The 18,958-nt window shown below is 69.0% G+C and carries 16 protein-coding genes; 10 read left to right on the top strand and 6 right to left on the bottom strand.

Going from position 1 to position 18,958, the window contains the following annotated elements; all coding sequences use genetic code 11:
• Nucleotides 1-5: 5 nt before the first annotated feature.
• Nucleotides 6-812 carry a VOC family protein gene (locus AC07PV_RS22945; protein WP_494631408.1) on the bottom strand — a complete coding sequence of 269 codons (807 nt, stop codon included), beginning with the start codon at nt 810-812 and terminating at the stop codon, nt 6-8.
• A 34-nt stretch (nt 813-846) separates the two neighbouring features.
• Nucleotides 847-1,446: an OsmC family protein gene (locus tag AC07PV_RS22950; RefSeq protein WP_218297045.1), complete on the bottom strand. Its 600-nt coding sequence runs from the start codon at nt 1,444-1,446 to the stop codon at nt 847-849.
• A gap of 300 nt (nt 1,447-1,746) precedes the next feature.
• Between AC07PV_RS22950 and AC07PV_RS22955 the strand changes: the two genes are divergently transcribed.
• The 8 genes from AC07PV_RS22955 to AC07PV_RS22990 all read left to right on the top strand — a co-directional run bounded on the left by AC07PV_RS22955 (nt 1,747) and on the right by AC07PV_RS22990 (nt 10,605).
• The gene (locus tag AC07PV_RS22955; RefSeq protein WP_494631409.1) at nt 1,747-3,456 is read left to right on the top strand and encodes a TIGR04028 family ABC transporter substrate-binding protein; all 1,710 of its coding nucleotides are present in this window, start codon (nt 1,747-1,749) and stop codon (nt 3,454-3,456) included.
• A 60-nt stretch (nt 3,457-3,516) separates the two neighbouring features.
• Nucleotides 3,517-4,455, top strand: a complete 939-nt coding sequence (locus tag AC07PV_RS22960) for an ABC transporter permease (RefSeq protein WP_494631411.1) — start codon at nt 3,517-3,519, stop codon at nt 4,453-4,455.
• A gap of 11 nt (nt 4,456-4,466) precedes the next feature.
• Nucleotides 4,467-5,447, top strand: a complete 981-nt coding sequence (locus AC07PV_RS22965; RefSeq protein ID WP_218297048.1) for an ABC transporter permease — start codon at nt 4,467-4,469, stop codon at nt 5,445-5,447.
• Nucleotides 5,444-7,153: a dipeptide ABC transporter ATP-binding protein gene (locus AC07PV_RS22970; protein WP_494631412.1), complete on the top strand. Its 1,710-nt coding sequence runs from the start codon at nt 5,444-5,446 to the stop codon at nt 7,151-7,153. Before AC07PV_RS22965 ends, AC07PV_RS22970 begins: the two co-directional genes overlap by 4 nt.
• Entirely contained in the window at nt 7,095-8,228 is a 1,134-nt protein-coding gene (locus AC07PV_RS22975) for a putative FMN-dependent luciferase-like monooxygenase (RefSeq protein WP_255590964.1), read from the top strand. The genes AC07PV_RS22970 and AC07PV_RS22975 overlap by 59 nt, the downstream gene beginning before the upstream one ends.
• Nucleotides 8,225-8,923, top strand: coding sequence for a CMD domain protein (locus AC07PV_RS22980; protein WP_218339377.1), 699 nt, complete (start codon nt 8,225-8,227; stop codon nt 8,921-8,923). Before AC07PV_RS22975 ends, AC07PV_RS22980 begins: the two co-directional genes overlap by 4 nt.
• Nucleotides 8,920-9,531, top strand: a complete 612-nt coding sequence (locus AC07PV_RS22985) for an alkylhydroperoxidase domain protein (protein ID WP_218339378.1) — start codon at nt 8,920-8,922, stop codon at nt 9,529-9,531. Before AC07PV_RS22980 ends, AC07PV_RS22985 begins: the two co-directional genes overlap by 4 nt.
• A gap of 300 nt (nt 9,532-9,831) precedes the next feature.
• Entirely contained in the window at nt 9,832-10,605 is a 774-nt protein-coding gene (locus tag AC07PV_RS22990; RefSeq protein WP_218339379.1) for a right-handed parallel beta-helix repeat-containing protein, read from the top strand.
• Between the two features lie 203 nt (nt 10,606-10,808).
• Here AC07PV_RS22990 and AC07PV_RS22995 read toward each other — a convergent pair whose 3' ends face one another.
• A complete protein-coding gene (locus AC07PV_RS22995) occupies nt 10,809-11,549 on the bottom strand; it encodes an SOS response-associated peptidase (RefSeq protein WP_494631413.1) in 741 nt (246 codons plus the stop codon).
• A gap of 196 nt (nt 11,550-11,745) precedes the next feature.
• On the opposite strand from AC07PV_RS22995, the gene AC07PV_RS23000 reads away from it, so the two are divergent.
• Nucleotides 11,746-13,047, top strand: coding sequence for an acyl-CoA dehydrogenase family protein (locus AC07PV_RS23000; RefSeq protein ID WP_492806689.1), 1,302 nt, complete (start codon nt 11,746-11,748; stop codon nt 13,045-13,047).
• A gap of 83 nt (nt 13,048-13,130) precedes the next feature.
• Here the strand turns inward: AC07PV_RS23000 and AC07PV_RS23005 are convergent, their stop codons facing one another.
• The 3 genes from AC07PV_RS23005 to AC07PV_RS23015 all read right to left on the bottom strand — a co-directional run bounded on the left by AC07PV_RS23005 (nt 13,131) and on the right by AC07PV_RS23015 (nt 16,413).
• Nucleotides 13,131-14,285 carry a diguanylate cyclase gene (locus AC07PV_RS23005; RefSeq protein WP_255590965.1) on the bottom strand — a complete coding sequence of 385 codons (1,155 nt, stop codon included), beginning with the start codon at nt 14,283-14,285 and terminating at the stop codon, nt 13,131-13,133.
• A 131-nt stretch (nt 14,286-14,416) separates the two neighbouring features.
• Complete coding sequence (locus AC07PV_RS23010; protein ID WP_494631414.1) at nt 14,417-15,178, bottom strand: 16S rRNA (uracil(1498)-N(3))-methyltransferase; 762 nt, start codon at nt 15,176-15,178, stop codon at nt 14,417-14,419.
• Nucleotides 15,179-15,270: 92 nt separating this feature from the next.
• Nucleotides 15,271-16,413: an aminoglycoside phosphotransferase family protein gene (locus AC07PV_RS23015; protein WP_370628522.1), complete on the bottom strand. Its 1,143-nt coding sequence runs from the start codon at nt 16,411-16,413 to the stop codon at nt 15,271-15,273.
• Nucleotides 16,414-16,519: 106 nt separating this feature from the next.
• On the opposite strand from AC07PV_RS23015, the gene AC07PV_RS23020 reads away from it, so the two are divergent.
• Nucleotides 16,520-18,955 (top strand): LPS-assembly protein LptD, encoded by a 2,436-nt coding sequence (locus tag AC07PV_RS23020; protein WP_370627751.1) that lies wholly within the window; start codon nt 16,520-16,522, stop codon nt 18,953-18,955.
• Nucleotides 18,956-18,958 lie beyond the last annotated feature (3 nt).

The following is an 18,958-nucleotide window of genomic DNA, read 5'->3' on the forward strand; positions in this document are numbered from 1 at the left end:
GACTCTTACGCCGCCGCGAATTCGATGGCCGCGCCATGGGTGCGGTCTGCCGTGGGAGGCGCCGGCGTGGCACCGTCGGTGGCCAGTACCAGTGCGTATGGGCCCTCGCCCCGCGTGCCCAGCTGTGTGCTGGCTGCATGGCCTGCCGTGCCCGGCAGCGGCCCTGCCTGCGTCAGCACCAGGGTGCTGCGCCCGAGGGTGACCGTGCCCACCCGCGCGCCCGTGCCGGGCTGCAGGAAGGGCGCGCTCACGTTGGCGGCCTGGGCCTCGCCCAGCAGGGCGCGGTAGTGGGCCAGGCTGGCATCCAGGTCCTTCACGGCCAGGGCCAGGCTGGCCACGCCGCGGGCGCCGTTGGGGTGCACGCGGGCGTTGCCTTCGGGCACGCGCAGCGCGCGCGGGGTCTGGTCGCCGCACAAGAAGGGCAGGTCGTGCGACGGGGGGCGCGCCGTCTGCCACCGCAGGCGTTCGCCATCGGGCCGCACGCGGCCGCCGTCGTGCGGGCCGCTGTAGGCCAGGCCCCGGTCCTTGGCGCCGGCCACCGTGGTGGTGGTGTCGGGTGGCAGCAGCGCAAAGTCCACGATGCCGTCGCCGTGCGCGTTCAAGAGCTCCCACCAGCGCTCGCCGGGCGATGGCGAGCGCCAGGCGATCAGCTCGAAGTAAGCGCCGTCCGCGAAGACGACCAGCGCGTTGTAGGTGGGTCGGCCGGGGTGCTCCCCGCCCTGCAGCACGTTGAATCCGAGGGCGCGGTAGTCGGCGATGGTCTGGTCCAGATCCTTCACCGCGATCACGATGTGGTCGAGTGTCAATGCCATGGTGGCTGGGTTCCTTGCGTGGTCAATCGGCGGGTCAGGCGGGCACGGCTTCGGCGGCTGCGGAGGGCTGTGCGGCAGGCAGCGGTGCGGCGGCGCCGGAGTTGGTGAGCGCCACGCTGGCGCGCACCTGCTGCGGGTTGCGCAGCAGGTTCAGGATGGGGCAGGTGCGTTCCACCGCCTCGAACAGTGCGTCGATGTCGGCCCGGCTCGCGGGCGAGTCGATGTGCACCGTGTAGGCGATGTCGTGCGGCCAGATGGGCGTCTGTTCGTGCCCGGGCTTGCCGCCGCGCGGGTCGATCACGCCGCTCACTTCCACCTCCAGGCTGGTCAGCGGCACCTGGCGCGAGGCGGCCTGGATCAGGAAGATGTGCGTCACGCAGCTGCCCAGCACACCCAGCTGCAGCTCCGGCGAGCTGGGGCCCAGGTTGTAGCCCGCGAAATCGGGCGGGCTGTCGCTGATCACCTGGTGGTCGCGGATGCGGATGCGGCGCACGCCGCTGCGGCCTTCGGCGCTCACGCGGGCTTTCAGGGCCGCGGGCTGCGCCGTGCCGCGCTCGATGGCCGCGTCGCGCGCGAGCACGGCGGCGCGCTTCTCGGCCAGGTAGTCGTTGAGGGGGGCGGGGGAGTGGGACATGTGGCGGTGTTCTTTCCAACCGCTTGCGGCCTCGGACATCGGGCACGGAACAAGCAGCGTCGTGGGGAGATTGTTGGAAGCCGCACCCGTGAAGCCAACAAAGAAAACCGTGCTCGCATATGCAGGTTCCAGATAAGCGCGGAGGGCGGTTTGCTGCATCGTTTTCCGCATATCGATGCTACTTAATACATGCATGCCCGGGCCTGCGCACCGATAGCATGAATACACATGAACTGGCTCCGCCGCAGTGTGCACACCGTGCCGATGCCTGCGACGAAGGGGGCCGGATGTGTCATTTCAATGCCTGCGCGGCGACGAGGTCAAAACGTGTTTCTTGCAAAGAAAAAATCGGTGGGATGGTGGGCAGTGGGCGTATCGGCCGTGGCCCTGGGCGTGCTGGTGGCGGGCTGCTCCAGACAGGCCAGCGAGCCAGCCGCCTCCACCAGCGTGGTTGCCGACCAGCCCGTGCAGGGCGGCACGCTGGTGTACCTGGAGCAGCAGGCGCACACCAACCTGTACCCGCCGGCGGGGGGCTTCTACCCGAACGGTGGCATCCTCAACCAGATCACCGACAAGCTTACCTACCAGGACCCGAAGACGCTGCAGATCCAGCCCTGGATCGCCGAGTCCTGGACCGTGAACGACACGGCTACCGAGTACACCTTCAAGCTGAAAAAAAGCGTGACCTTCTCGGACGGCACACCGCTCGATGCCGCCGCCGTGGCCAGGAACTACGACACCTACGGCCTGGGCAACAAAGAGCTCAAGTTGCCGGTGTCCGAGGTGATCAACAACTACGACAAGAGCGAGGTCGTGGACCCGCTCACCGTCAAGTTCTACTTCAAGAAGCCCTCGCCGGGCTTTCTGCAGGGCACGTCCGTCATCGGCTCGGGCCTGGTGTCGCTGGCCACGCTGGCGCGGCCTTTCGAAGAGCTGGGCGACGCGACCAAGATCATCGGCTCCGGCCCCTTCGTGGTGACGGCCGAGACGCTGGGCAAGGAGCTCACGCTCACCGCCCGCAAGGACTACGCCTGGGGCCCGGCCCAGCACGCCCACCAGGGCCGGGCGCGGCTCGACGAGATCAAGCTCATCGTCACGCCCGAAGACAGCGTGCGCATCGGCGCGCTGCTGTCGGGCCAGGCGGGCTTCATCCGCCAGGTGCAGGCCTATGACGAAAAGCGCGTGTTGGACCAGAAGTTCGCCATCTACGCTCCCTCCACGCGCGGCGTGAACAACAGCGTGGTCTTTCGCCCCGACAACGCGCTGGTGGCCGATGTGAAGGTGCGCCAGGCGCTGCTGCACGCCACCAACACCAAGGAGATCGTGCAGACCCTGTTCTCGGCCAACTACCCGCAGGCCACCTCGGTCATCGCGTCCACGGCCTTGGGCTACGTGAACCTGTCGGCCAAGCTGGGCTACGACGAGGCCAAGGCCCAACAGCTGCTGGACGACGCCGGCTGGAAGCTCAATGCGAACGGCCTGCGCGAGAAGGACGGCAAGGAGCTGGTGCTGGCCGCGTACGAGTCGCTGCCGCAGCCGCAAAACAAGGAAACCCTGCAGCTCGTGGCGCAGCAGTGGGCCAAGGTGGGCGTCAAGCTCAACGTGCTGGCGGGCGACTCCGGCAGCCGCACGGTGGACAGCCTCGACCCCGAGAAGACCCCTGTGGCACCCGGCATGGTGGGCCGCGCCGACCCCGACGTGATCAAGAGCAACTACTACCCGACCAACCGCAACGTGCTGCTGCAAAAGGGTGGCGTGAGCAGCAAGGTCAAGTCGTTCGAAGACACGAAGCTGAACGGTTTGCTCGAAGCCATCGCCGCCGAGACCGACCCGGCCAGGCGCCTGGCGTTCACGGCCGATGTGCAGAACTACCTGATCGACCAGGCCTATGTGATCCCGGTGTTCGAGGAGCCGCAGGCCTTCGCAGGCGCACCTTCGGTCAAGGGCGTGGAGTTCGAGGCCGTCGGCCGCCCCAGCTTCTACGGCACATGGATTGCGGCAAAGCACTGAGCTCTTGAGGGCACCCACCTCGCAGGCTGGATGTCCTTTGCCACACAAGGAAAGTCCGACATGTTCAAGTACCTTGCCAACCGCGCGGGGCAGGCCCTGCTGGTGCTGTGGGCGGCGTTCACGGCATCGTTCGTGTTGCTGCAGCTGCTGCCCGGCGATGCCATCCTGATCAAATTCCTGAACCCCGAGCTGGGCCTGGGGCCGCAGGAGATCGCGGACATTCGCGCAGCCTACGGTGCGGACACGTCCGTGTGGCAGCAGTATCAGCACACACTGCTGGGCTTCCTCAGCGGCAACTTCGGGTACTCGGTGCAGGCGGGGGTGCCGGTGAGTCAGGGGCTGGCCACCAACCTGCCGCCCACGCTGCGACTGGCGGGGCTGGGTTTTGCGGCGGCGCTGCTGCTGGCGGTGGTGCTGGCCTTTGCCTCGCAGCTCACGCGCTGGGGCTGGCTGCGTTCGGCGCTGCAGTCGCTGCCTTCGCTGTTCATCTCGGTGCCGGTGTTCTGGCTGGGGATCATGCTGATCCAGGTGGTGTCGTTCCGCCTGGGGTGGATTCCGGTGATCAACCCCGGCAAGTGGCAGGGCTTGGTGCTGCCCACGCTCACGCTCGCCATTCCCATTGCCGCGCCGCTGGCGCAGATCTTGATCCGCAACATCGACGAGGTGCTCACGCAGCCCTTCGTGGCCGTGGCGCGGGCCAAGGGCGCGACGCGCCAGTGGGTGCTGTGGAAGCACGTTGCGCGCAACGCCGTGCTGCCCACGCTGACCATCGCGGGCGTGCTGTTCGGCGAACTGCTGGCGGGCGCCGTGGTGACCGAGGCGGTGTTCGGCCTCAACGGTCTGGGCAGCCTCACGCAGCAGGCGGTGGGAAATCAGGACACCGCCGTGCTGCAGGCGGTGGTGGTGGTCTCGGCCACGGCCTTCGTGTTCATCAACCTGGTGGTGGACCTGCTCTACCCCGTGTTCGACCCCCGTCTGCGTTCGCGCCTGGGCACCTGAGGAGATCCCGCATGACCACCACGTCTTCGACCGCCGACCTGGGCGCTTTCACGGGTGCCGCACACCCGGCCCCGCACCGCTTCGAGCGCGCCGTGGCGGCGCCCGCCGCCGTCGTGGTGCCCACGGCGCCCATCCTGGCCGCCCCGCCATCGCGCGCGCAGGGCGGCACCTGGGGCGGCCGCATCCTGCAGCGCGCGCGCAGCGCACCCCTCAGCCTGTGGCTGGCCTGGGGCGTGATCGCGCTGGTGGCGCTCTGGGCGGTCGCGCCCGGTGTCTTCACCAGCTACAGCGCCACCGTGGGCGTGGCCGGCCAGCAGCTGCAGACGCCGTCGGCCGCGCACTGGCTGGGCACCGATGCGCTGGGCCGCGACGGCTATGCGCGGCTGGTGTTCGGTGCGGTGCATTCGCTGTCAGGCGCGTTCCTGGCGGTGGCGGTGGGGCTGGTGCTGGGCACGCTGCTGGGCGTGCTGGCGGGCTCCATCGGCGGCTGGGTGGAGGACGTGATCATGCGCACCGTCGACGTACTGCTTTCGGTGCCCTCGCTGCTGCTGTCGCTGTCGATCATCATCATCCTGGGTTTTGGCACGCTGAATGCGGCGGTGGCTGTGGGCGTGGCGTCGGTGGCCAGCTTTGCGCGGCTTACCCGGTCCGAGGTGGTGCGCGTTCGCCGCTCCGACTACGTGGAGGCGGCCTTTGGCAGTGGCGGGCGCTTTGGTGCCGTGCTGTGGCGCCATGTGCTGCCCAACTCGCTGACCTCGGTGATCGCGATGGCGGCGCTGCAATTCGGCTCGGCCATCCTGTCGATCTCGACGCTGGGCTTCCTGGGCTACGGCGCGCCGCCGCCCACGCCCGAATGGGGCCTGCTCATCGCCGAGGGGCGCAACTACATCTCGACGGCCTGGTGGCTCACCACCGTGCCCGGGCTGGTGGTGGTGGCCGTGGTGCTGGCGGCCAACCGCATCAGCGCGGCGTTGACGAAGGGGCGCGCATGACCACCATCGACCAGGCCGTGGCGCAGCCGCCGGTGCTGGAGGTGGAGAACCTCTCCATCGCCTACCGCGACAAGGACCATGAACAGCGTGTGGTGCACGGCGTGTCGTTCGCCATCGCGCCCGGCGAGGTCGTGGCGCTGGTGGGCGAGTCCGGCTCGGGCAAGACCACCACCGCGCAAGCCCTCATCGGGCTGCTGGCCGACAACGGCCGGGTGGAGCATGGCGCGATTCGCCTGAACGGTACGGACGTCGCTGGCTGGTCGCCCGACCGCTTCGACAGCGTGCGCGGCCGCGTGGTGAGCCTCATCCCGCAGGACCCGACCAGTTCGCTCAACCCCGTGCGCACGGTGGGCGAGCAGGTGGGCGAGATTTTGAAGATCCACCGCTACGGCGATCGCCAGGTCATCGCGCGGCGCGTGGTTGACCTGCTGGCCAAGGTGGGCCTGTCGCAGCCCGAGCTGCGTGCGCGGCAGTACCCGCACGAGCTGTCGGGCGGGATGAAGCAGCGCGTGCTGATCGCCATCGCGATTGCGCTGCAGCCTGCGCTCATCATTGCGGACGAGCCCACCAGCGCGCTCGACGTGACGGTGCAGCGGCGCATCCTCGACCTCATCGACGAACTGCGCCATGAGTTCGGCACTGCCGTGCTGCTGGTGACGCATGACCTGGGCGTTGCGGCCGACCGCGCCCACCGGCTGGTGGTGCTGCAGGGCGGACGCATCCAGGAGCAGGGCGACACGGCCAGCGTGCTGCGCAATCCGCACAGCGCCTACACGCGCAAGCTGCTGGCCGACGCGCCGTCGCTTGCGCAGGGCGCTTTTCGCCCTGCCCGTGCCGCCGCCGCCAACGACGCGCCAGAGCGGCCCGAGGACTTCGCCATCGTGGTGGACGGCCTGGTGCACGACTTCGACGTGGCCGGGCGCAAGGAGCCTTTCCGCGCGGTGGACGGCGTGTCGTTCCGCGTGCGGCGCGGCACCACACACGCCATCGTGGGCGAGTCGGGCTCGGGCAAGACCACCACCATCCGCGACGTGGTGGGCTTTCGCCAGCCCACGGCGGGCCGCATCGTCATCGAAGGCACGGACCTCACCACCCTGCGCGGCGAGGCGCTGCGGCAGTTCCGCCGCACGGTGCAGCTGGTCTACCAGAACCCGTTCAGCTCGCTGGACCCGCGCCAGACTATCTTCCAGATCATCGAGGAGCCCCTGCTCAACTTCGACCTGCTGCCCGCCGCCGAGCGCGCGCGCCGCGTGCACGACATCCTGGCGCGCGTGGGCCTGCCGCCGGCCGTGCTGGAGCGCCGCCCGCGCGCCCTGTCGGGCGGCCAGCGCCAGCGCGTGGCCATTGCGCGCGCCCTGGTGCTGCAGCCCCGCGTGCTGGTGCTCGACGAGGCGGTGTCGGCCCTGGACGTGACGGTGCAGGCGCAGATCCTGGCGCTGCTGGAGACGCTGCAGCGCGACCTGGGCCTGACCTACCTCTTCATCTCGCACGACCTGGCCGTGGTGCGCCAGATCGCGGACACCGTCTCGGTGCTGCAGGGCGGCCGGCAGGTGGATGCGGGCCGCGTGGAAGACGTGTTCCTGCGCCCCGGCAGCGACTACACGCGTGAACTCATCGAAGCCATTCCCGGAAAGAAAAACCAGCACCATGACCCTCTCCCTGACCTCCCCAACGAAACGCCTCGGGTTCTTCAGCAGGCTGCTTGACGATGCCCCGGCCGGGGAACGCTACCGGCTGGTGACCGAGCAGATCGCCCATGCCGAGGCCTTCGGCTTCGACTCCGCCTGGGTGGCGCAGCACCACTTTCACGAACACGAAGGCGGCCTGCCCTCGCCTTTCGTCTTCCTGGCCCAAGTGGCGGCGCGCACGCGGCGCATCCGCCTGGGCACCGGCATCGTGACCCTGCCCATGGAAAACGCGGTGCGCGTGGCCGAGGACGCCATCGTGCTCGACCTGCTCTCGGGCGGGCGGCTGGAGCTGGGCGTGGGCACGGGCGGCACGCCCGAATCGTTCGCGGCCTTCGGCATCACCAGCGATGACCGCAGCGCGGTCTATGCACGCCACCTGGCCCTGGTGCGCGAGGCCTGGGCTGGCAGGCCCCTGCCCGGTGGCGACCGGCTGTACCCGGCCGCCGAGCAGCTGCTGGGTCGCATCTGGCAGGCCACGTTCTCGGTGGCGGGCGGCGAACGCGCGGGGCAGGCGGGCGACGGGCTGATGCTGTCGCGCACCCAGCCGCGCACGGCCGAGGCACCAGGCGCCGCGCTGCACGACCTGCAGCACCCCATCATCGACGCCTACCTTGCCGCACTGCCCGGCGGCGCCACGCCGCGCATCGTCGGCTCGCGCAGCCTGTTCGTGGCCGACGACCGCAAGGAGGCACTGCGCCTGGCCGATGCGGGCCTGCGCCGCGCCGCCGCCCGCTTTGTCGCAGCCGCGCTGCAGCCTGGCCAGGCATCGCGCCCGGGGCCCGATGCACCGCTGGAGACATTGATTGCCGCGTACGACGTGCACGTGGGCACGCCCGACGACGTGATCGCCTCCCTGCAGTCCGACACGGCGCTGGCACGCGCCACCGACATCGTGTTCCAGGTGCATTCGGTGGACCCGCCGCATGCGCACATCCTGCGCTCCATCGAACTCACAGCCACGCGCGTAGCACCAGCGCTGGGCTGGGTGCGCAAGCACACCGGTGCTGCCAACACCACTCCCACCACTGCAGCCGCAACCACCACGGCACCCACACCAACAGCTTCCTCCACCCGCACCGAGGCCATCGCATGAGCACCCCTGCCCCCATTCCCTCCCCCGGAGCAACGCCGCACGCTGCAGCACTGCCCGACGTGATCGACCTGCTCACCGGCATCGAACCCGGCGACCACTTGGACACCATCCGCCGCCACCGGCTCGAGGCGCGCACCTATGCGCAGGAGAGCTACCGCGCGTTGTTCGCACCCACCGCTCCGGCGCCGGGCACCGTCACGCTGGCCGAGCGCCTGGCGGTTGCGGCGTTCGTCGCAGGCCTGCACCAGCAGCCGGACGCCGCGGCGTTCTATGCCGCCGCTCTGGTGGCGCAGGACGCGGGTGCGGGGCTGGCCTCCGCCATCGCCGCCGAGGTCAGCCGTGGCGCGGCGCAGGGCCCGTACGGCCACTACCCCGCCGGCCCGCTGAGCCGCGAAAACACCGACGGCCCCGCTTACGCCGTGGGCGAGTCGCAGCGCACCGTGCTGGGCGCGCGGCTGTCGGCGGGCCTGGCGCATGCGCACCTGCTCACCTTCCACCCGCGCGATGCCAGCCCGGCGGCGCTGCAGGCGCTGCTGGATGCCGGCTGGCCGGCCACCGACATCGTGATCCTGTCGCAGCTGGTGGCGTTCCTGTCGTTCCAGATCCGCGTGGTGGTGGGCCTGCGCCTGCTCGCAGCGCATCCGGCACCTGCCGCGTCGTCGTCCACCCCCCACACCGCAGAGGTCCAGCCATGAGCGATACCGCCGTCATCACCCACCCCGGCAACCATGAGCCCACGGCCTTCACGCAGGCGCAGCTCGAATGGCTGCCCTGGCTGCCCCCGCTGGCCGAGGACGAGTTGACCGAGCGCCACTACGCCGGCCTGGTGGACGCCGCACGCGCCAAGTCGCCGTACTTTCGCCTGCTGGCGCGCGACCCCGACACGCTGGGCGCGCGCACCCGCACCGACAAGGACATCTTCTACAACCCGGATGCCGGCTTGCCCCGGGCGGAGCGCGAGCTGTCGGCCACGGCCACCTCGCGCGCCAACGGCTGCATCTACTGTGCGTCGGTGCATGCGCGTTTTGCCGCGCACTTCTCGCACCGCCAGGCCGATGTGCAGCGGCTGCTGGACGAGGGTGTCGGGGCCGATCTCGACCCGCGCTGGAACGCCATCGTCGCGGCCTCGGTGGCCCTCACCGCCACGCCGACGGCGCTGGACGGCACCCACATCGAGGGCCTGCGCGCTGCAGGGCTTGATGACTTCGCGATCTCCGACGCGCTGCACGGCGCGGCGTTCTTCAACTGGGCGAACCGGCTGATGCTGTCGCTGGGGGAGCCTCAGCTTCCGTTGGGCGGATAGGGATTCATCGCGCGAACGTTTGTGCTGGGAGACTCGGTTGAGGGCCCGGCAGCTGAGGTGCCGGTTCGCTCCAGAAAGCACTTGGCCATCTTGTCGACTCTTTTCCTGTACCGACGCTGCATGAATTGCATGCTCAGCATGCGTCTGCGAGGCTGTTGGTATTTCGTTGTATGAAGTGATACAAATCAATACACTTGTTTGTGTGCGGGTTTGCCAACCTCCCGCGCGGGAACGTGGTGCCAGTAGTCAACACGATCTACCAGCGGTTGGCTCATGGTCAGACTAACGAAAGAGATCAACATGAAAAAGTCTTTCTCAAAATGGGGCGTATTGTTCTGGGCCACGCTCATGCTGGGACTCAGTTCCTCGGTGTACGCGCAAGCGACACGAACCTGGGTATCAGGAGTCGGAGATGACGTAAACCCCTGCAGCCGGACAGCCCCCTGCAAGACATTTGCTGGGGCGATCAGCAAAACAGCAGCTGGCGGCGAGATCAATGCATTGGATGATGGAGGTTTCGGGGGCGTCACCATTACAAAATCCATTACCATTAATGGAAAGGGACATATTGCAGGGATTTTGACGGCGGGTTCTGGGGTGAATGGTGTTGTGATTAATGCGGCGCCGACCGACGTCGTGGTATTGCGTGGGCTTACATTTACTGGCGTGTCTGGGGCGGCGAGTGCTGTAAGGTACCTTGCGGCCAGGTATGTTGTCGTGGAAGACAGTACCATCGAAGGCTATGCCTACGGCATCAATATGGCCGTCAGCGTTGTCAATGGGCGCATGGATATTCGCAACGTCCAAATGACGAATGCGACGACCGCTACCAGCACCTACGGCATCCACATTGGTGCAGCCAATTCCATATCAACCATCAGCAATGTATCCGTCCGAGGTTACACATACGGCATCACCACCCGTGGCGGCACGACTTACCTTCGAGGATCCACGATTGTGGCCAACGACACAGGTTATAATAACCTAGGTGGCAGCCTTTTGTCTTTTGGTGACAATATGGTAAATGGCAACATATTTGACGGCGGGCCCTCCGGAAGCATTCCGCATTTCTGAAAGGGGATTAATATAATATTTTCAGAATATTAATTATATTCAATATTCCCCTGTTTGAATTCTCTTCTCCGATACATCGAGTTCCATTCGGCCAGCACGAAAGTGCATAACGAGGTCAGCAGCCCTTCGTTGTGCAGCTTTGCTCACAGGTAAGTGAGTCAGCGGAGCCGGCGGCCTTGCAATGGCCGCGGGCAAGATGGCCGTCAGTCCAGCCAGTCCCTGGACACCTTGTCGGCTTTCTTCTCCACCGGGTTGGCCGTGAGCGCGGTGGCCGCGTACTGGCGCATGAATTCCTTGGCCTTGTCGGGGCGGGCCGTGAGCCAGGCGTCGTAGGCGCCTTCGTTCAGGATGGCGGGCATGCTCTTTTCGCTGCCCGGTTGCTGGTAGCGGTGCAGCAGCGCGTGGTTGTTGGCGTTCACGGTGAGCAGGCAGTAGCTCACGATCACCTCGCCACCGGCTCCCTGCCAGCGGGCCCACAGCCCGGCCACGCCCATGGGCTTGCCGTCCACGCGGGAGATGCGCGTGGGCACGGCCTTGCCGGAGCGGAAGTCGTCTTCATAGAACGCCATCATCGGCACGATGCAGCGCTGGCCGTTCAGCCAGGCATCGCGGAATGCCGTGCCGGTGGAGGCCAGGTCGGACTTGGCGTTGACCAGCTTGGGGGCGCGCAGCTTCGCGTCGGACGCCGACTTGACCCAGTGCGGCACCAGCCCCCACTGCGCGGGCACCAGCACGCGGGCGGCGGCTGCCTTGTCGTCCACAGCCGGTGCTGGGGCCTGTTCGCCCCGCGGGGTGGCCATGGCCGCCGCGGCGGCTGCATGCACGATGAAGCCGCCCGGCTTGCGCGGCCACAGGTGGCGCTCGTCGGGTGCCGGCGGAGGTTCCACCGCGAATGCCTCGCGGTAGACGTCGGCGGGGTGCAGGGTTTCGTAGTGCGTGCTCATCGTGCGATGGTACCGGCCTGCCGCGCGACCCATGGAAAAAATGCCCGCTGTCGCCGGATTGGCAAGCGCTGGCAGCTATGAAATGAGGAGCGTTCCAGAGCAGGCAGCGGGCCGGGGCCGCGGTGTGCGTGACCTGCGTCAAGCCCGGTGTCGCCTGCGTTGTGACGCGTGCCCGTGCGGTTTTCACAATGGCCGCATGGACTTCGCACCTTCGCCCCTGGCCCGTGAACTGCATGACCGCCTCGTGGCGTTCATGGACCGCTATCTGCTGCCCTACAACGCCGCCTGGCATGCGGCCGCGCTGGCGGGCGACTACCCGCCGCCCTTCGTGGAAGACCTCAAGGCCCTGGCCCGCGAGGAGGGGTTGTGGAACCTGTTCCTGCCCACGCTGGGGCCCGACGAGCCCGGCACCCGCCTGTCCAACCTCGACTACGCGCCGCTGGCCGAGGCGATGGGCCGCCTGCCCTGGGCCGCCGAGGTGTTCAACTGCCAGGCGCCGGACACCGGCAACATCGAGCTGCTGCACCGCTTTGCCACGCCCGCGCAGCGTGCATGCTGGCTGCAGCCGCTGCTGCGTGGCCAGATGCGCTCGGCCTTCGCCATGAGCGAGCCGGATGTGGCCTCGTCCGACCCCACCAACCTGCAGACCACGGTACGGCGCGAAGGGGATGTGCTGGTGCTCAGCGGCCGCAAGTGGTTCATCACGGGGGCGGCGCATCCTCAGTGCCGGCTGTTCATCGTGCTGTGCCGCAATGCCGGCGCAGACGGTGGCGGCGGCGAGGCCCCGAGCCACGCGCGCCACAGCATGGTGCTGGTGCCCGCCGCCACGCCGGGCCTGCGGGTGGTGCGCAACATCAGCGTGCTGCACCACCACGCCCCCGAGGGGCATTGCGAGGTCCTGCTGCAGGATGTCCGGGTGCCGGCCGACCACCTCCTGGGCGACTGGGGCGCGGGGTTTGCGATGGCACAGGCGCGCCTGGGGCCGGGGCGTGTGCACCATTGCATGCGCACCATCGGGCAGTGCGAGCTGGCGCTGCGCCTGGCCACCGAGCGCGCGCTCGAACGCACGGCCTTCGGCAAGGCGCTGGCCGAGCAGGCCAACGTGCAGGAGTGGATTGCCGAGTCGCGCATCGAGATCGACCAGGCGCGGCTGCTGGTGCTGCATGCGGCCTGGTTGCTGGACCAGGGCGATGCCGCCGATGTCCGCCAGGTGCGTGCCCAGGTCGCGGCCATCAAGGTGGTGGCCGCGCGCCTGCAGCAGCGCGTGGTGGACCGCGCCATGCAGATCTTTGGCGCCATGGGCCTGTCGCCCGACACGCCGCTGGCAGCGTTCTGGACCTGGGGCCGCGCGCTGCGCCTGATGGACGGGCCCGACGAGGTGCACCTGCGCAGCGTGGCGCGCCACGAGCTGGCCCAGGTGCGCGGCCAGCTGGGCGCGTCGACCGCCTACTTCACCACGCCGGAGCAGATGCGCGCCCCGCCCCGCCTGCGGACCTGAAAGCGCCCGCCGGGTGGCGGCTTTGCCCGCGTCCTTCGCGGCGCAGGTCGCGGTCGTGGGCACGCGCGGCATGCCGCCCCATGTCAAGCCCGGGCGCCGAGCGAGACCGCGCCCCGTGGGCCGGACGGCGCCACCACGACGCGGTTGCGGCCCAGCGACTTGGCGGTGTAGAGCGCCTGGTCCGCGCGCTCCAGCGTGAGCTCCACCGTGTCGCCCGGCAGGTGCAGCGCCAGGCCGGCCGACACGGACAGGCGCAGCACGCCGGTGGAGTGCGGGATCTCCATCGCGGCCACGGCCAGGCGCACGCGCTCGAGCAGGTCGCGCGCATCGTCCAGATGGGTGTCCGACAGCATCAGCACGAACTCTTCGCCGCCCCAGCGGGCCAGCACGTCGGTGTCGCGCACGCTCGCGCGCACCACGCCGGCAAAGGCCTGCAGCGCGCGGTCGCCGGTGGCATGGCCGTGGCTGTCGTTGACACGCTTGAAGTGATCGATGTCAAGTTCCGCCAGCAGCATGGGGCGGCCGCTGCGCAGGCTGCGCCGATGCTCCAGGTCCATCAGGTCGAGCATCGCGCGGCGGTTGGGCAGGCCCGTGAGCTCGTCGCGCGTGGCCAGCTCGCGGTTGACGGCGAGGGCGTGGGCCAAGGCCTCGCGCTGCTCGCGCAGCCGCGCGCGGATGCGCTGGATGCGCAGGTTCAGCGCGATGCTGCCGCCCAGCACGATGAGCACCATGAGCGCATAGGCGGTGTCCAGGTAGCCGAATGGGCTGGCGCTGAAACGGGTGGTGGCGGCCACGGCGCAGGCAAAGGCCAGCAGCGCATATACGCCGATGCCGATGACCTCGGCCACGGTCAGCCCGAAGGTGCCGAAGAACAGGATCATGGCCAGCACGCTGGGCACCACGCCGCGCGCATCGCCCGCCAGCACGTAGGCCACGGCGCCGCTGGTGATGGTCCAGACCATCTGGGGCACGGTGAGCGAGGGGTCGTTGAGCCGGGCGGTCTCGCCCGAGCGGATGAACGCCGTCATCACCACGAGCCCGCCCACTGAAATGGCGGCCCACCACTGCACGGCGGCGGCGTTCACCGCGCTGCTCGCCATCGACACCAGCAGCATCACGCCCGCGCTGCTGGACATGAGCGCCAGCGCGAGCAGCGCCATGCTCACCAGCGTGCGCCGCCGGGGATCGGTCGACAGAACCACATCCCTGAGGCGGCGCCGGCGGGAAGATGTGCGCAAGATGGAAACTCCTGCCAGTGTGGTGGGATCGCGCGGAACGCGGGGCCAGCGGCGCGCGGGCGGGCGGCTGCCGGTGCTCTGCGGTTCATTCTAGGGCGGGGGCCGCCCTGCGTACAGCCTGGGTGAACCCCTCACGGGCCCGCGAGAAGCGTGAGCGCCGCCAGGGCCGCGAGCGGCGCCGTCTCGGCGCGCAGCACGCGCGGCCCCAGCGTGACCGGGGCGAAGCCGTGGAGCAGCGCCAGATCTTCCTCGGCGCCGGAGAGGCCGCCTTCCGGGCCGGAAAGAAACACCACGGGCCCGGCGGGGGCCGCCGCCGCATGCAGTGGCGCGGTGCCCGCGCGCAGCGACAGCAGCAGGCGCTGTGCCACCGCTTCGGCCCCGGCGCCACCCGCCTGCCGCGCACGCACCCAGCTGGCCAGGTCCACGGCGCCGTGCACCACGGGCACGCGGTTGCGGCCGCACTGCTCGCAGGCGGCCACGGCCACGGCCTGCCAGTGGGCAATTTTTTTCTCGGCCCGCTCGCCCTTGAGCTTGAGCACGCTGCGCTCGGCCACCAGGGGCGTGATGCTGGCCACGCCCAGTTCGGTGGCTTTCTCGACGAGCCAGTCCATGCGCTCGTTGGCGGTGATGCCCGCCAGCAGGTGCACCGTGCGCGCGGCTTCGCGTTCGGTGGCATGGTGCGCGCCCACCAGCACGCGCACGTCGCTGCGGCCCATGCGCAGCACGGTGGCGTCGAACTCGCCGCCCGGGTCGCCCCCGTCCTGGCCGCCGTGGAACAGCGTGATGGCATCGCCCGGCTGCAGGCGCAGCACCTGCACATGGCGCGCGGCGCCCGGGGGCAGGTCCAGCTCGGCGCCGGTGGACAGAAGGGCCGGGCAGTGGAAACGGGGCATTTGCTACCTAATTTATAGCTGTTTGCGCTTGAAGGACAAGCGCTACAGCCTGATTGGACTCGATTTTTCCTGGCATGCGCCCGGTGGCGCCCCTACATCCGGCCGTAGGCAAATCCCGTGACCGGCTCGGTGCCCTCGATCTGGTCGAGCATCTTGAGCAGGGGCCCCAGCTGGCGGTAGCGGTTGGCCGTGGCGCGGATGTAGGCCATGAAGCGCGGCGCGTCGGCCAGGTACCTGGGCTTGCCGTCGCGCAGGGTCAGGCGCGCGAAGATGCCCGCGACCTTGAGGTGGCGCTGCAGGCCCATCCATTCCACCGAGCGGTAGAACTCGCCGAAGTCATCGCCCCAGCCGCTGGCGCTGCGGGCGCCCAGCAGCCCGGCCTTGCGCGCCTTTTCCCAGTAACGCACGGTAATGTCGATGACAAACTCCTCTTCCCAGCTGATGAACGCGTCGCGCAGCAGGCTGGCGATGTCATAGGTGATGGGACCGTAGACGGCGTCCTGGAAGTCCAGCACGCCCAGGGGCGCGCCTTCTTCGACGGGGGCCATCAGGTTGCGCGTCATGAAGTCGCGGTGCACGTAGACCTGGGGCGCAGCGAGGTTGTGCGCCACGATGGCATCGAAGGCGCTGCCCAGGGTGGCCTGCTGCTGGTCGTCCAGCGTGACGCCGCGGTGTCGGCCCAGGTACCAGTCGGGGTACAGCGCCAGCTCGCGGCGCAGCAGCGCCTCGTCGTAGGCCGGCAGCACGCCGGGCTGGGAGGCCTTCTGCCAGTCCAGCAGCACATCGGTGGCCTGCTGGTACCAGGCGTAGGCGGCCTGGGGCTGCCCGGGGTCCAGCAGCTCGATCACCGTCCGGTGCCCCAGGTCCGACAGCAGCATGAACCCGCCGGGCTCGTCCCAGGCCAGGATCTGCGGCACGTTCAGGCCCGCGGACGCCATCAGGCCCTGCACCTGCACGAAGGGGCGGCAGTTCTCCTGGTGGGGCGGGGCATCCATCACGATGCGGCTGCTGCCCGTGGCGCTGTCGATGCGCAGGTAGCGGCGGAAGCTCGCATCGGCCGACGCCGGGCGCAGCGTGGCGGGCAGCAACTGGTGCGGGCCCACCAGGGGGGCGAGCCAGGCTTCGAAGGCTGTCTGGCGGGCCGCGTCGGGCCAGGCCACGGTACAAGTTGCGGGGGTTGCCACGGCCATGCCCGGGGGCGGGCAGGCGGGAGAAGGGGAGGATGGGTGGCTCATGGATAATCCGATTTTACAAACCCGCTCCCCGCCTCCGTGGTGAGCGGGTCCTTCTTTCATCCGCCCCTGCCCATCGTCCCACGTGCCACGCCGCAAGCCCCCTACCGTGCAGACCCCTTCCCCCCGGACCCGGCCCGCCACGGCGAAGGCCGTGCGGCTGCGCGCGCCCGTGCCCCGGGCCCTGGCCTATGGCGTGGCGCTGGCCTGGTGCGGGCTGCCGCTCTCCGCGCTGGCGCAGGCGGCGGAGGCCCCCCCGCCCAGCGCCTGGGATGCACCGCCCGCGCTGCGCACCTCGCCGCTGCTGCAGGAAAAGATTCCGGACGCCGTGCGCCCCCAGCTGCCGGTGTTCGTGAAGGGTGACCACATCAGCGGCCAGACCGACCTGAACGCCGTCATCGAAGGCAATGCCGAATTGCGCCGGGGCGACACCGTGATCCGCGCCGACCGCCTGGACTACAACGTGCCCGAAGACCTGGCCAAGGCCAGCGGGCAGGTGCGCATCAACCGCGCGGGCAATGTGTACGAAGGCACGGCGCTGGAGCTGCGGGTGGATGCGTTCGAGGGCTTCTTCAGCGACGCGCGGTACAAGTTTCTGGCCACCCAGGCGCACGGCGATGCCACGCGCGTGGATTTCATCGACCGCGACCGGGCCGTGGTGCACAACGCCACATACACCACGTGCGAGCGCGGCAATGAAGAAAGCTGGCGGCCCGACTGGGTGCTGCGCGCCGCCACCATCCGCATCGACAACGAGGAAGAGGTGGGTACGGCGGAAGACGCGGTGCTGGAGTTCAAGGGCGTGTCGCTGCTGCCGATTCCGTACATCACCTTCCCGCTGTCGGACAAGCGCAAGTCCGGCCTGCTGCCCCCGACCATCGGCCTGGACAGCCGCGACGGAGTGGCCTACATGCAGCCGTACTACTGGAACATCGCGCCCAACCGCGATGCCACGCTGCGCGCCGCCCTCATGACCAAGCGCGGCGCCAACCTGGGGGGCGAGTTCCGCTACCTGGAGCCGAGCTATTCCGGCCAGGTCAGCGCCGACGTCATGCCCACCGACCGCCTGCGCGACCGCATGCGGTGGAGCTTTTCGGGACAGCACCAGGGTGCTTTCAACACCGGCATCGGCGGGGTGGGGCTCAACCTCAACCTCAATCGCGTCAGCGATGACAACTACTGGCGCGACTTCGGCCGCGCCTCCGAGCTTCTGCGCCAGCGCCTGCTGCCCGGCGATGCCACGCTGTCCTGGGCGCGCAATGACATGTCCGCGAGCGTGCGCACCCTCAAGTGGCAGACGCTGCAGGACGTGACTTCTCCCATCGTGCCGCCTTACGACCGCATGCCCCAGCTGCAATGGCGCTATGCCCCCTCGCAGCTCGGTGGCGGGGTGGATGCCAGCGTGGAGCTGGACACCACGCGCTTCCAGGCGGCCCGCGAGCTGACGGGCCAGCCCAATGCCCACCGCAGCTATGCGATGGCGCAGATCAGCCGGCCGTTCCTGTCGCCCGGGGGCTTCGTCACGCCGCGCCTGCAGCTGCACGCCACGCAGTACCAGTTCGATACCCCGCTGTCCAATGGCGAGCGTTCGGCCAGCCGCGCGCTGCCCACCTTCAGCCTGGACAGCGGCCTGGTCTTCGAGCGCGACGCCGCATACTTCGGCCGCGCCTTCCTGCAGACGCTGGAACCGCGTGCTTTCTACACGTACACGCCGTACCGTGACCAGAGCCGCCTGCCCGTGTACGACACGGCGGCCAACGACTTCAATTTCGCCACCATCTACACCGAGAACGCCTTCGGGGGCAACGACCGGCTGGCCGACAACAACCTGCTCACCCTGGGCCTCAGCACACGGCTGCTGGACCCGAACACGGGCGCCGAGGCCGCGCGCTTCGGCGTTGCGCAACGCGTTCGTTTCTCCGACCAGCAGGTGACGCTGCCGGGCGGCGCGCCCGTGAGCGAGCGCCTGTCGGACCTGCTGCTGGGCGCGGGCATCACCTGGACGCCGCAGTGGGGCTTTGACTCCACCGTGCAGTACAACCCCAAGACCGGCCGTTCCATCCGCTCGACCATCGGTGCGCGCTACAGCCCGGGCAACTACCGCACCGTGAGCGCCGCCTACCGCCTGCAGCGCGGCACCAGCGAGCAGATCGACATTGGCTGGCAATGGCCGCTGGACGCGCTGTGGGGCAGCAGCGAGACCCACAACAACAAGCCATCCGGCGCCGCCGGCCGTGGCCAGGGCGGCGGGCGCTGGTACAGCGTCGGGCGACTGAACTACAGCCTGCAGGACCGCAAACTCGTGGACACCGTGGTGGGCTTTGAGTACGACAGCTGCTGCTGGATCGGCCGCGTGGTCCTCGAGCGCCTGCAAAGCAGTGTCACCACGTCCAACACCCGCCTGCTGTTCCAGATCGAATTCGTGGGCTTCTCCCGCCTGAGCCTGGGCTCCAGCCCCCTGGATACCTTCAAGCAAAATGTGCCGCGCTACCAGAACCTGCGCGAGCAGGTGACAACGCCCAGCCGTTTCAGCAACTATGACTAACGC

The organism is Acidovorax sp. GW821-FHT09A11 (assembly GCF_059418365.1).